Source organism: uncultured Flavonifractor sp., from assembly GCF_944387675.1.
Classification (GTDB): domain Bacteria; phylum Bacillota; class Clostridia; order Oscillospirales; family Oscillospiraceae; genus Flavonifractor.
This window is the reverse complement of the sequence record NZ_CALXFV010000068.1, coordinates 1-12,269: the sequence shown is the minus strand read 5'-3', so window position 1 is coordinate 12,269 and position 12,269 is coordinate 1. Positions and strand designations below refer to the sequence as shown.

Below are 12,269 nucleotides of genomic sequence, written 5' to 3'. Positions count from 1 at the left end.
TATGAGACCCGGGTGGCCATCATCAAGAACAAGGCCATCCGCCGGGGCATGAACCTGCCCGACCCGGTGCTCCAGTATATCGCGGAGAACATCACCTCCAACGTGCGGCAGATCGAGGGCACCGTAAACAAGATCCTGGCCTTCCAGGAGCTGATGGGGGAGAGCGTGGACGTGGACACCGTCACCCGGGCGGTGCGGGACATGTTCAAGGATAAGGCGGAGTTTCTCCCCTCGCCGGAAGTCATCATCGACGAGGTGGGCAAGTTCTACAACATCGACCCGGATGCCCTCCGGGGGCAGGGCCGCACCAAGGACACCGCCCTGGCCCGGCAGATCGCCATGTATCAGATCCGCCGGATGACCAACCTCTCCCTGAAGGAGATCGGCCGGGAGTTCGAAGGACGGGACCACACCACCGTCATGCACTCCATCGACCGGATTGAAAAGCTCACCAAGCAGTCTCCCGAGATTGCCGAGGTCATCAAGGACATCAACGCCAACATCAACACCCGGTACGAATAGCGCCGGATTTCCACCTTTCCACCGGATTTTGGGGAGATGTGGAAAGCCGGATGTGGAAAACACCGCTCCTCTCCGCCCCCCTGTGGAAACCCCGGCCTGCCATCCACACAGCCTGTGGACGCCCTTTCCCTTGGGCCGGAGGGGATTGGAGGACTTTTCCACATTGTTTTTCCCTACGGCTTACTATTACGACAGAATCCCCCTCCTTTTCCGGAAGAAGCGGAGGGGTCAGGAAACGGAGGCACAACGCTATGAAATTCACCTGCGAAAAGGCCCTTTTGCAGGCAGCCATCTCCACCACCTCCCGGGCGGTATCGCCCAAGAGCTCCATCCCCGCCCTGGAGGGCATTCTGGTGGAAGCGGGAAACGACCTGCGGCTCACCGGCTACAATCTGGAGACCGGCATCCGCACCACAGTACCCGCCGACATCCAGGAGGAGGGGACCCTGGTGCTGGGAGCCAGGCTGTTCGGGGAGATCATCCGCAAACTGCCGGACGACATGGTTTCCGTCCGGTCGGATCACTATATGGTCAACATCAAGTGCGGCATGAGCGAGTTCAATATCCTGGGGACCGACCCGGAGGAATTTCCCGAGCTGCCCACGGTGGAGTACCAGAACTCCCTGTCCCTGCCCCAGGGCAGGCTGAAAGCCATGATCGCCCAGACCCTGTTTGCCGTCAGCGACAACGAGAGCCGGCCCATCCATACCGGCTCCCTGTTCGAAGTGGACGATACCGGCCTTACTGTGGTGTCGGTGGACGGTTACCGGCTGGCCCTGCGGCATGAGGAGGTGGACAAGCGGGAGGGGGCGGACAGCTTCTCCTTCGTGGTGCCGGGCGCGGCCCTGTCGGAGGTGGAGAAAATCTGTGCCGACACCGACGAACCCGCCTCGGTGACCCAGGGCGCCCGGCACGTGATGTTCAAGGTAGGGGATACCATGCTGGTCTCCCGCCGGCTGGAGGGGGAGTTTTTGGCCTACCGCCAGGCTATTCCCCGGAACAACACCATTTTCGTAGAGGGGGAGACCCGGGCGCTGCTCTCCTCCATCGACCGGGTGAGCTTGATCATCAGCGACAAGCTGAAAAGCCCCCTGCGGTGCGTGTTTGACAACGGCGTGTTGAAAATCACCACCAAAACCGCCATTGGGGACGCCTACGACCAGTGTCCCATCGACGGGGACGGGGAGGGGCTGGAGATCGGCTTCAACAACAAGTATCTGATGGACGCCCTGAAGGCCGCCCCCGCCGACCGGGTGCGGCTGGAGCTGACCACCGGGGTGTCCCCCTGCGTCATCCTGCCCACCCAGGGGGAGGAAAAGTTTCTGTATATGGTGCTGCCCGTCCGCCTGCGGGCCGGGGAGTAAGAAAACGGGAGGAAAACCCTTTGGAACTGCATCCTTATCTGCACAAAGTGCAGTTTTATGAGACCGACGGCATGAGCATCGTCCACCATGGAAATCATATCCTTTGGATGGAGGAGGCCCGCACCGACTTTATGGACCAGCTGGGCTGGGGCTATGAAAAGGCGGTGGAGGCGGGCATCGACTTTGCCGTATACAGCGTGTCCTGCGCCTACAAGTCCATGACCCGGTTCGGGGAGACGGTGGCCGTCACCATGCGGGTGAACAAGCTCCAGCAGGCCAAGATGGAGCTGGGCTATACCATGACCGATGCCGCCACCGGTCAGGTGCGGGCGGAGGGGACCAGCGTCCATTTCTTTTATGACCGGGCCAAGGGCAGGCCGGTATCCCTGAAAAGGGCGCTGCCGGAGGTTTACGCCCTGCTGGAGGCCTGCAAGGAGGCGGAGGCGTAATGGAGAGCAGACAGGTGCCGATCACCACGGAGTATATCAAGCTGGAGGCCCTGCTGAAGTTCGAAGGGCTGGCCGGTACCGGCGGGGAGGCCAAGGAGCGGATTCAGGCGGGGGAGGTCACGGTAAATGGAGAGGTCTGCACCATGCGGGGCAGAAAGCTCCGCCCCGGGGACCGGGCCGCCCTGGACGGAGTGGAGCTGGAAGTGCGATGATAGTCCGCTCCCTCACCCTGGACTTTTTCCGCAATTATCCCCACTTCGGGGCGGAGTTCTCCCCCGGCGTCAACGTGATCTGGGGGGAAAACGCCCAGGGCAAGACCAATCTGCTGGAAGCGGTGGCCTACCTGTCCACCGCCTCCTCCCACCGGGCCAGATATGACCGGGAGCTGATCCAGTTCGGAGTGGACCACGCCTTTCTCCAGGGGGAGGTGGAGGCCAGGGGCCGGCGGTTCACTCTGGAGGCCAGGCTGAGCCGGGGCGCCCGGAGGCAGCTCTTTTCCAACGGCGTGCGGCTGAAAACCGCCGGGGAGCTGGCGGGAGTGCTCACCACGGTGCTCTTCTGTCCGGAGGATCTGTGGCTCATCCGGGAGGGAGCGGCGGTGCGCCGCAGATTTTTGGACAGCTGCATCTGCCAGCTGCGGCCCCGGTATGCCGAGGCTCTGGCGGAGTACCGCCGGCTGTACGAGCACAAGACCCGTATCCTCCGGGACTGGGAGGAGCACCCCTCCCTGCTGGACACCCTGGATGAGTTCAGCCTCCGCATGGCTCAGACCGGCGCCCTGCTCATCCACTACCGGGCCCACTTCATCCGGCGTCTGGGGGAGGTGACTCCGGCCATCCACCGGGACTTCTCCGGGGGCCGGGAGAAGCTGGCGCTGACCTATGGGACGGTGAGTACAGTGACGGACCCTCTGGCCCCCGCCAAGACCATCCTGGAGCAGCTGCTGGCCCACCAGGAGAGCCACCGGCGGGCGGAGCTGGAGGCGCGGCAGTGCCTGTCCGGTCCCCATAAGGACGACATGGAGGTGGAGCTGGACGGACTCTCCGCCCGGCAGTTTGCCTCCCAGGGCCAAACCAGGACGGCGGCCCTGTCCCTCAAGCTGGCCGCCCGGGAGATTTTTTACCAGGAGACCGGGGAATGGCCGGTGCTGCTGCTGGACGACGTTTTGTCCGAGCTGGACGGAAAGCGGCAGGAATATGTACTCAAACGTATCACCAGCGGCCAGGTGTTCATCACTTGTTGTGAGGAGATGGAGCTTGCCCGGCTGGGGGGCGCCCGCACCTTCCGCATCCGGGAGGGAACCCTGGTGGGATCATCGTAGGGGGCCGCACCTGTACGGCCCACCCAAAAGGAGAGCATATGCCCATTATCATCGGCGTATTTTGCCTGCTGCCCCTGGTGCTGGGGCTGATTGGTCAATATCTGGCCTGCCGCCTGCCCCGGCGGCGGGTGTGGCGGGCGCTGCCCCCGCTTTTGGTCCTGGTCCTGGCGGCCCTGGTATCCGCCGGGCGGGTCCGGGTGTGGGAGGCGGAACACTCCCCCCTTACCCAGCTGCTGTTTGTCCCCGGCCTGCCCGCCCTGTGCGCCCTGGCGGGGACGGTGCTGGGCTGGCGGCTGTGGAAACGGCTGTGGGGTCCCAGGGTGATCTGGGAGAAGGGGAGGAGGAAGTGAGATGTACCTGCATCTGGGCCAGGGGGCGGTGGTCCCCTACCGGGAGGTGGTGGGCGTGTTCGACCTGGACAACGCCAGCGCCTCCCGCCTGACCCGGGCCTTTCTGGAGCGGGCGGAGCGGGAAGGGCGGATGGTCAGCCTGTGCGACGATCTGCCCCGGTCCTTTGTGCTGCGCGCCCCGGCGGAGGGGGAGAGCACGGTCTATCTGTCCCAGCTCTCCGCCGCCACTCTGCTGCGGCGGGCGGAGAGCAACAGTTTTGAATAAACGCGGAGACGGGCCGCCGGAGGCGGCTCCTACAGCGGCTGTAGGGGCGGCCCCTGGCTGCCCGGAAAATCCCAATGGAGGTTTTCAAATGTCTGAAGAACTGAACGGCACCACCCAGGTGGAGCACGAATACGGCGGCTCTGAGATTCAGGTGCTGGAGGGCCTGGAGGCGGTGCGCAAGCGCCCGGGCATGTATATCGGCTCCACCAGCGAGTCCGGTCTCCACCACCTGGTCTATGAGATTGTGGACAACTCCATCGACGAGGCTTTGGCCGGCTACTGCGACGAGATCACCGTGCGCATTGAGCCGGGGGACATCATCACCGTCATCGACAACGGCCGGGGTATCCCGGTGGATATTCAGCCCCAGACCGGCCTGCCCGCTCTGGAGGTGGTGTTTACTATCCTTCACGCCGGCGGCAAGTTCGGCGGCGGGGGCTACAAGGTGTCCGGCGGCCTCCACGGCGTGGGCGCCAGCGTGGTCAACGCCCTGAGCGAGTGGCTCACCGTCCGGGTCCACAAGGAGGGCAAGATTTACGAGATGCGCTTCTCCCGGGGGAAGGTGACCCAGCCCATGCAGGTGGTAGGGGACACCGACCGCCACGGCACCGAGGTCAGCTTCAAGCCTGACCGGTCGATGTTTGAGGTCACGGAATACAACTACGACACCCTCCACACCCGCATGCGGGAGGAGGCCTTCCTCAACGCCGGCCTGCGCATTCACACCATCGACGCCCGCCCCGGCCGGGAGCAGGAGGACACCATGCACTACGCCGGGGGTATCCGGGAGTTTGTGTCCTACATCAACCGCTCCAAGGACCCCATCCACTCCGACGTGGTGTATATGTCGGGGAGCAAGGACGACTCCATGGCGGAGGTGGCCTTCCAGTACAACGACGGATATAACGAGACCATCGTCTCCTTCGCCAACAATGTCCACACCCCCGAGGGGGGCATGCACGAGGAAGGGTTCAAGCGGGCGCTCACCACCGTGCTCAACAACTACGGCAAGAAGATGAAGATCCTCAAGGACGAGGACAAGGTGTCCGGCGAGGACTGCCGGGAGGGCATTGCCTGCGTCATCTCGGTAAAGCTCACCGAGGCCCAGTTTGAGGGTCAGACCAAGGCCAAGCTGGGCAACGCCTCCATCCGCACCCTGGTAAGCAACCTGGTCACCGAGAAACTCACCGAGTATCTGGAGGAGAACCCGGCGGTGGGCAAGGCCATTCTGGACAAGGCCCTCATGGCCAACCGGGCCAGAGAGGCCGCCCGGAAGGCCCGGGAGTCCATCCGGAGAAAAACCGCCCTGGGGGGCGCCGCCATGCCAGACAAGCTGCGGGACTGCAACGAGGTCAACCCCGAGCTCACCGAGCTCTACATCGTGGAGGGCGACTCCGCAGGAGGCTCCGCCACCCAGGGCCGGGACAGCCGCTTCCAGGCCATCCTCCCCCTGTGGGGCAAGATGCTCAACGTGGAGAAGGCCCGGGCGGACAAGGTGTACGGCAACGACAAGCTCACCCCCGTCATCACCGCCCTGGGGGCCGGCATCGGGGACGACTTTGATCTGGACAAGCTGCGCTACCACAAGATCATTATCATGGCCGATGCGGACGTGGACGGCTCCCACATCCGCACCCTGCTTTTGACCTTCTTCTTCCGGTTTATGCGGCCCCTCATTGAGCACGGCTACGTCTACGCCGCCGTGCCTCCCCTGTACAAGCTGACCCGGGGCAAGACCACCCGGGTAGCCTTTGACGATGTTGAGCGGGAACAGATTGCCGCCGAGCTGCGGGGGGACAACCCCAACGCCAAGGTGGACATCTCCCGGTATAAGGGCCTGGGCGAGATGAACCCCCACGAGCTGTGGGAGACCACCATGGACCCGGAAAAGCGCACCCTCAAGCGCATTGAGCTGGACGACGCAGTGGCCGCCGACCAGACCTTCACCGTCCTGATGGGGGAGAAGGTGGAGCCCCGGAAGGAGTTTATCGAGCGCAACGCCAAGTACGCGGTGAATCTGGACTATTAAGGGAGGCCGGGCGGTCACAAGGGCAGCCCGGCGGGACCACCCTATCCTGAAGATTGAGAGGCAACAGCATGAGCAAAAAGCCGCAATACGACCCGGAGGAGATCCGGTATCCGGACCAGACCATCGTCACCGCGCCTCTGGTGCATGAGATGGAGCAGTCCTATATTGAATACGCCATGAGCGTCATCAAGGGCCGGGCGCTGCCCGACGTGCGGGACGGCCTGAAGCCGGTACACCGGCGCATCCTGTACGCCCTGTATGAGGACAATCTGACGGCGGACAAGCCCTTCAAGAAGTCGGCCACCTGCGTGGGCGACGTGCTGGGCCGCTATCACCCCCACGGGGACCAGAGCGTGTACGACGCCCTGGTGCGTCTGGCCCAGGATTTCTCCATGCGCTACCCCCTGGTGGACGGCCACGGCAACTTCGGCTCCATCGACGGGGACCCGCCCGCCGCCTACCGGTACACCGAGGCCCGGATGTCCCGCATCTCCGACGAGATGCTCCGGGACATTGAGAAGGACACGGTGAACTGGGACCCCAACTTTGACGAGACCCGGAAGGAGCCCCGGGTGCTACCCAGCCGCTTCCCCAACCTGCTGGTGAACGGCTCGGCGGGCATCGCCGTAGGCATGGCCACCAACATTCCCCCCCATAACCTGGGGGAGGTCATCAACGCCGCCGTCTGTGTTCTGGACGACCCCAACGCCACCCTGGGGGACCTGATGGAGTATGTGAAAGGTCCCGACTTCCCCACCAAGGGCATCATCATGGGCCGCTCCGGCATTCGGGCGGCCTACGCCACCGGCCGGGGCCGGGTGTGCGTCCGGGCGCGGACGGAGTTTGAGGAGTTCGGCCAGAACCGCACCCGGATCATTGTCACCGAGATCCCCTACCAGGTCAACAAGCGGATGCTCATCAAGAACATGGCCGACCAGGTAGAGGACAAGCGGCTGGAGGGCATCTCCGACATCCGGGACGAATCCGACCGCAACGGTATGCGGGTGGTCATCGAGCTCAAGCGGGATGCCAACCCCCAGGTGGTGCTCAACCGCCTGTTCGCCCAGACCCAGCTCCAGACCACCTTCGCCATCAATATGCTGGCCCTGGTGGACGACCAGTCCCAGCCCAAAATTCTCTCCCTGCGGCACATTCTGGATGAGTATATCGCTTTCCAGGAGGAGATTATCGTCCGCCGCACCAGGTACGATTTGAAGAAGGCCCAGGAGCGGGCTCACCTGCTGGAAGGACTGCTCATCGCCCAGGACAACATTGACGAGGTCATCCGCATCATCCGCCAGAGCTATGACGACGCCAAGGAGCGCCTGTGCGCCCGCTTCGGTCTGGACGAGATTCAGGCCCAGGCCATTCTGGACATGCGCCTCAAGGCCCTCCAGGGTCTGGACCGGGAGAAGCTGGAAAACGAGTACAAGGAGCTGGAGGAGCGCATTGCCTACTTCCAGCAGCTGCTCTCCTCGGAGGAGATGCTGCGGGGAGTGCTGAAGGAGGAGCTTATCGCCATCCGGGACAAATACGGCGACGAGCGGATGACCGAGATCCAGGATGTGGAGGACGAAATCGACATCGAGGACCTCATTGAGGAGGAGGAGTGCGTCTTCACCCTCACCGACGGGGGCTACATCAAGCGCACCGCCGCCAGCGAGTACGCCGCCCAGGGCAAGGGCGGACAGGGGCGCAAGGGGATGGCCACCAAGGAGGAGGACTATGTGAACACGGTGTTCACCGCCTCCACCCACGACTATATCCTCTTCTTCACCAATCTGGGCCGGGTGTTCCGGAAGAAGGGCTACCAGATTCCCGAGTCGGGCCGCACTGCCAGAGGCACCAACCTGATCAACATCCTTCAGGTGGAGCAGGGGGAGAAGGTGTCGGCCATGATCCATACCCGGGACGTGGAGAGCGAGGACCGGTTTTTGATGATGTTCACCCGCAACGGCACGGTAAAGCGGCTGTCGGTGACGGCGCTGAAAAACCTGCGCAACAGCGGTCTGCGGGTGCTCACTCTGGAGGAGGGGGATGAGCTCATCACCGTCCGGGAGACCGACGGCACCAAAAAGGTGCTCATCGCCACCCACGACGGCCAGGCGGTGTGCTTTGATGAAAACGACGTGCGGCCCATGGGCCGTACCGCCGTGGGCGTCCGGGGCATCCGCCTGCGGGACGGCGACTACGTGGTGGGGGCCGCCCGGGCCACCGCCGGCCGGTGCGTGCTTACCATTACCGAGCACGGCTACGGCAAGCGCACCCCGGTGGAGGACTACCGCATCACCAACCGGGGCGGCCTGGGTATCCGCAACTATATGCTCACCGAAAAAACCGGCAAGGTGGTGGGCATCAAGGTGGTGGACGGCAATGAGGATTTGCTGCTGGTTACCCAGAGCGGCACGCTGATCCGCACCCATGTGGATAATATCCGCATCGCCGGCCGGGCCACCCAGGGCGTCATCGTCATGCGCTTCAAGGAGGAGGGGGACCGGGTAATCTCCATGGCCCTCACCGACCGGGATGACGAGGAGGAAAACGTTCAGACCGAGCAGCAGGAGGAGTAAACCATGGCCAGAAAGCGGGTGACCTACCGGCCCAGTAAAACCGGCGCGGCATTCGGCGGCGTGGTGGGCTGCATCTTTGTGGCCATCGGCGTCTTTGTGGCGGTCCCGGCCTTCGGTCCCTTCGGCATCCTGTGGACCCTTATCGCCGTTGGCATAACCGCGATGAATTTTTATCAGGCCTTTGGCAAGGGCTATGTGGGTCCGGAAATCCACATCGAGGACGAAACCGGGGAAAACTCTGCCCAGTCTGAGGCCGGACCCGAGGAACGGCTGCGCCGGCTTCAGGCTTTGTATGACCAGCGGCTCATCACCGCGGAGGAGTATGAGCAGAAGCGGCGGGAAATTTTAAGGGAGCTGTGACAAGGGGAGAGGCATGAAAACAGTCACCATTTACACCGACGGGGCCTGCTCCGGCAATCCCGGTCCCGGCGGGTGGGGGGCCATTCTGCAATACGGGGCGTTCCGGAAGGAGCTCTCCGGCGGGGCGGCCCACACCACCAACAACCGCATGGAGCTCACCGGGGTCATCACCGCCCTGGAGGCCCTGAAAGAACCCTGCGTGGTGGAGCTTTACTCCGACTCCAAGTACGTTATCGACGCCCTGGAGAAGGGCTGGGCCAAGGGGTGGAAGGCCCGGGGGTGGATCAAGTCCGATAAGAAGCCCGCCCTCAACCCCGACTTGTGGGAGAAGCTGCTGGCGCTGTGCGAGTACCATCAGGTACATCTCCACTGGGTCAAGGGCCACGCGGATAATCCGAACAACAACCGCTGCGACGAGCTGGCGGTGGCGGAGAGCCGGAAGTACAAATAAAGGACGGGGCGTGGCCCTTTTCCGGCGCTTGCGCCGTCAAGCGTTTTGTCCATAAGGACAAAACCTTGGCGCAGGCGGAATTGATTTCCGCCGAGCATATGAAAAGATGGGGGTCCCTGCCCGGCAAAAGCCGGGTGGGGGACCACGCGGATAATCCGAACAACAACCGCTGCGACGAGCTGGCGGTGGCGGAGAGCCGGAAGTACAAATAACCCAGGGGCCGGTGTCCCGCCGGCTGTGGGAAAAGGAGGACATATGAGAATCGCCATTGTTTTTTCCAGCGCCACCGGGAACACCGCCCAGGTGGCCCAGGCCATTCGGGAAGCCTGCGCCGGCCATGAGATTGTGGCCTATGGCCAGCCGCCCCAGAACGTGGACCGGGCGGAGCTGGTGTTTGCCGGGTCCTGGACGGATAAGGGCAGCTGTACGGCGGAGATGAAGGCGTTTTTGCAGGACCTCCACGGCAAGCGGGTGGCCCTGTTCGGCACCGCCGGCTTCGGCATCTCTGAGCTGTACTTCGCCTCCCTGGCGGAGCGGTTCAAGGGGGAGGTCCCCCAGGGCAACCAGGTGGTGAGCACCTTTTTCTGCACGGGCAAGATGCCTGCGGCGGTGCGGGAGCGGTATGAGACCCAGCTGAAGGAGAAGCCGGGGGACGGCAAGCTGGAATCCATGCTGAGGGCCTTTGATTTGGCCCTGAGCCACCCGGATAAGGCCGACCTGGAGGGGGCGGCCCAGTTTGCCCGGGAGGCCATGGAGGCATAAAAAAGAAGCGCCGGCCGGCGCTTCTTTTTTATTGGATTTCCCTGACGGGCCGGCAGGGGTTGCCCACCGCCACCACGCTGCAGGGAATATCCCGGGAGACTACGCTGCCCGCTCCGATGACGGACCCTCTGCCGATGGTCACACCGGGCAGAACGGTTACGTTGCCCCCAATCCACACATCGTCCTCCACGGTGATGGGCCGGGCAAACTCCAGACCGCTGTTCCGGGTGGGGGGGTCCAGAGGGTGTCCAGCGGTGTAGAAGCCGCAGTTTGGGGCGATGAACACGTGGTCCCCAAAGACCACCGGGGCGCAGTCCAGGATGACGCAGTTGTAGTTGGCGTAAAAGCTGCTGCCCACGGTGATGTTGCTGCCGTAATCGCAGCGGAAGCCAGGGTTGACGGTGCAGGTGTCTTTCACCGCGCCCAGCAGCTCCCGCAGCAGGGCGGAGCGGTCCGCTTCCCGGGCGGGGGGGAGCTGCTCCAGCCTCCAGCACAGCTCCGCCGCCCGGCGGCGCATGGCCTGAAGCTCCGGCACCTCCGCGTTGTAAAGCCGGCCGGAAATCATCTTTTCCCATTCCGTCATGGAGAGCGTCCTCCTCTCAAAAACGGGCGGCCGAAAGGCCGCCCGTCTCAGCTTGTCGAAAAACCTCCCCCGTAGGGAGCCTCGCAGAGTTCTGTCGCCTGCAGGCGACAGAATCATACTGAAATTCGTCATTTCCGGGGACATGTGCCTCGGAAATGACACTTCTCATGACGGATCGGGTGACTATTTCGCAAGAAATCGAGGCCGACCCGTCATGCAGCCTTTTGTCGGAAAAGGCCAACGGCCTTTTTCGACAGTCTCACGGGCGGCCGAAAGGCCGTCCGTCTGCTTATGCTTCCGGAGTCTGGGGCTTGTCCCCCCGAGGCTTGCGGTGATACCGCCGCCGGGGCCGCTTCTTCTCCCCGGCGGGTTGGCCGCCCTGCTCCCCCTGGGACCCGGCGGCCGCCGGCCGGGGCTGTTGCTCGGCGGGCTGTTTGGGCTTTTCCACCTTGGGGGGCTTCTGCCTGGGCGGCTGGGAACCGGCCCTGGCCTGGGTAGCCGGCGGTTCCCCCGGGACCTCCCCAGCCGGCTTGCTCCCCCGGCGGGAGCGGCTGCGGCGGCGCTTGGGCGCATTCTCCCCCTCCTCCCGGGAGTCCGGGGTGGACACCCCCAGCCCGGTGAGGGCGGCGTCCAGACTGCCCAGCAGGCTCTTTGGCTCCTCCACCGGGGTCACCTTCCGCAGCTTGGCCAGCTCCTCCAGGGGGGGCGCCACGTACCCCTCCGGCCGCTTGCCCTTGCCGTTGCGCACCACGCAGATCTCACAGTTGTGGAAGCACTTGGGGGACTCCGGCTCCTCCTCCAGCCGCACCTGCACCGTCTCCTTCAGCAGGTTGACCTGGGATACCGTCCCCACCCCCTCCGGGGTCTCCACAAAGGACTCATTCTTGGGCATCCGGCGGGCGGCGTCCTCGTAGGCCTCCTGCTCATATTTCAGACAGCACATCAGCCGCCCGCAGGTGCCGGAGATCTTGGTGGGGTTGAGGGAGAGGTTCTGGGTTTTGGCCATTTTGATGGACACCGGCTGAAACTCCTCCAGAAAACCGGCGCAGCAGAAGGGCCGGCCGCAGATGCCCAGGCCGCCCAGCATCTTGGCCTCGTCCCGGACACCGATCTGCCGCAGCTCGATCCGGGCGTGGAACACCCCCGCCAGATCCTTCACCAGGGCGCGGAAGTCCACCCGGCCCTCGCTGGTGAAGAAGAAGAGGATCTTGCTCCCCTCAAAGTTGTACTCCACCTCCACCAG

Annotated in this window: 13 protein-coding genes and 1 pseudogene; 12 read left to right on the top strand and 2 right to left on the bottom strand. The window is 63.8% G+C overall.

Features of this window, described 5'->3' with window-relative positions; translation table 11 throughout:
- From Q0J74_RS07595 to bilS, 12 genes are all read left to right on the top strand, one after another.
- A partial coding sequence (locus Q0J74_RS07595) for a helix-turn-helix domain-containing protein (RefSeq protein ID WP_297212885.1) occupies positions 1 to 522 on the top strand: 522 nt, incomplete at its 5' end.
- A 251-nt stretch (positions 523 to 773) separates the two neighbouring features.
- Positions 774 to 1,886 (top strand): DNA polymerase III subunit beta, encoded by a 1,113-nt coding sequence (gene dnaN / locus Q0J74_RS07590; RefSeq protein ID WP_297212883.1) that lies wholly within the window; start codon positions 774 to 776, stop codon positions 1,884 to 1,886.
- Between the two features lie 20 nt (positions 1,887 to 1,906).
- Entirely contained in the window at positions 1,907 to 2,335 is a 429-nt protein-coding gene (locus tag Q0J74_RS07585) for an acyl-CoA thioesterase (protein WP_297212881.1), read from the top strand.
- Positions 2,335 to 2,547, top strand: coding sequence for an RNA-binding S4 domain-containing protein (locus Q0J74_RS07580; RefSeq protein ID WP_297212879.1), 213 nt, complete (start codon positions 2,335 to 2,337; stop codon positions 2,545 to 2,547). The genes Q0J74_RS07585 and Q0J74_RS07580 overlap by 1 nt, the downstream gene beginning before the upstream one ends.
- The gene (gene recF, locus Q0J74_RS07575) at positions 2,544 to 3,656 is read left to right on the top strand and encodes a DNA replication/repair protein RecF (RefSeq protein ID WP_297212877.1); all 1,113 of its coding nucleotides are present in this window, start codon (positions 2,544 to 2,546) and stop codon (positions 3,654 to 3,656) included. The genes Q0J74_RS07580 and recF overlap by 4 nt, the downstream gene beginning before the upstream one ends.
- Positions 3,657 to 3,694: 38 nt before the next feature.
- Positions 3,695 to 4,006, top strand: a complete 312-nt coding sequence (locus tag Q0J74_RS07570) for a Tat pathway signal protein (protein ID WP_297212875.1) — start codon at positions 3,695 to 3,697, stop codon at positions 4,004 to 4,006.
- 1 nt (position 4,007) lies between these two features.
- The gene (gene remB / locus Q0J74_RS07565; protein ID WP_297212873.1) at positions 4,008 to 4,271 is read left to right on the top strand and encodes an extracellular matrix regulator RemB; all 264 of its coding nucleotides are present in this window, start codon (positions 4,008 to 4,010) and stop codon (positions 4,269 to 4,271) included.
- Positions 4,272 to 4,359: 88 nt separating this feature from the next.
- Positions 4,360 to 6,300, top strand: coding sequence for a DNA topoisomerase (ATP-hydrolyzing) subunit B (gene gyrB / locus Q0J74_RS07560; protein ID WP_297212871.1), 1,941 nt, complete (start codon positions 4,360 to 4,362; stop codon positions 6,298 to 6,300).
- Positions 6,301 to 6,368: 68 nt separating this feature from the next.
- Complete coding sequence (gyrA, locus tag Q0J74_RS07555; RefSeq protein ID WP_297212869.1) at positions 6,369 to 8,870, top strand: DNA gyrase subunit A; 2,502 nt, start codon at positions 6,369 to 6,371, stop codon at positions 8,868 to 8,870.
- 3 nt (positions 8,871 to 8,873) lie between these two features.
- Positions 8,874 to 9,230, top strand: a complete 357-nt coding sequence (locus tag Q0J74_RS07550) for an SHOCT domain-containing protein (RefSeq protein ID WP_297212867.1) — start codon at positions 8,874 to 8,876, stop codon at positions 9,228 to 9,230.
- A gap of 13 nt (positions 9,231 to 9,243) precedes the next feature.
- A complete protein-coding gene (gene rnhA, locus Q0J74_RS07545) occupies positions 9,244 to 9,681 on the top strand; it encodes a ribonuclease HI (protein WP_297212865.1) in 438 nt (145 codons plus the stop codon).
- Positions 9,682 to 9,936: 255 nt separating this feature from the next.
- A complete protein-coding gene (gene bilS, locus Q0J74_RS07540; protein WP_297212863.1) occupies positions 9,937 to 10,443 on the top strand; it encodes a flavodoxin family protein BilS in 507 nt (168 codons plus the stop codon).
- A 28-nt stretch (positions 10,444 to 10,471) separates the two neighbouring features.
- Here the strand turns inward: bilS and Q0J74_RS07535 are convergent, their stop codons facing one another.
- Both Q0J74_RS07535 and ricT read right to left on the bottom strand, forming a co-directional pair.
- A complete protein-coding gene (locus Q0J74_RS07535; protein WP_297212861.1) occupies positions 10,472 to 11,026 on the bottom strand; it encodes a sugar O-acetyltransferase in 555 nt (184 codons plus the stop codon).
- A gap of 796 nt (positions 11,027 to 11,822) precedes the next feature.
- Positions 11,823 to 12,269: pseudogene (ricT, locus tag Q0J74_RS11095) on the bottom strand (regulatory iron-sulfur-containing complex subunit RicT); the annotation flags it as partial.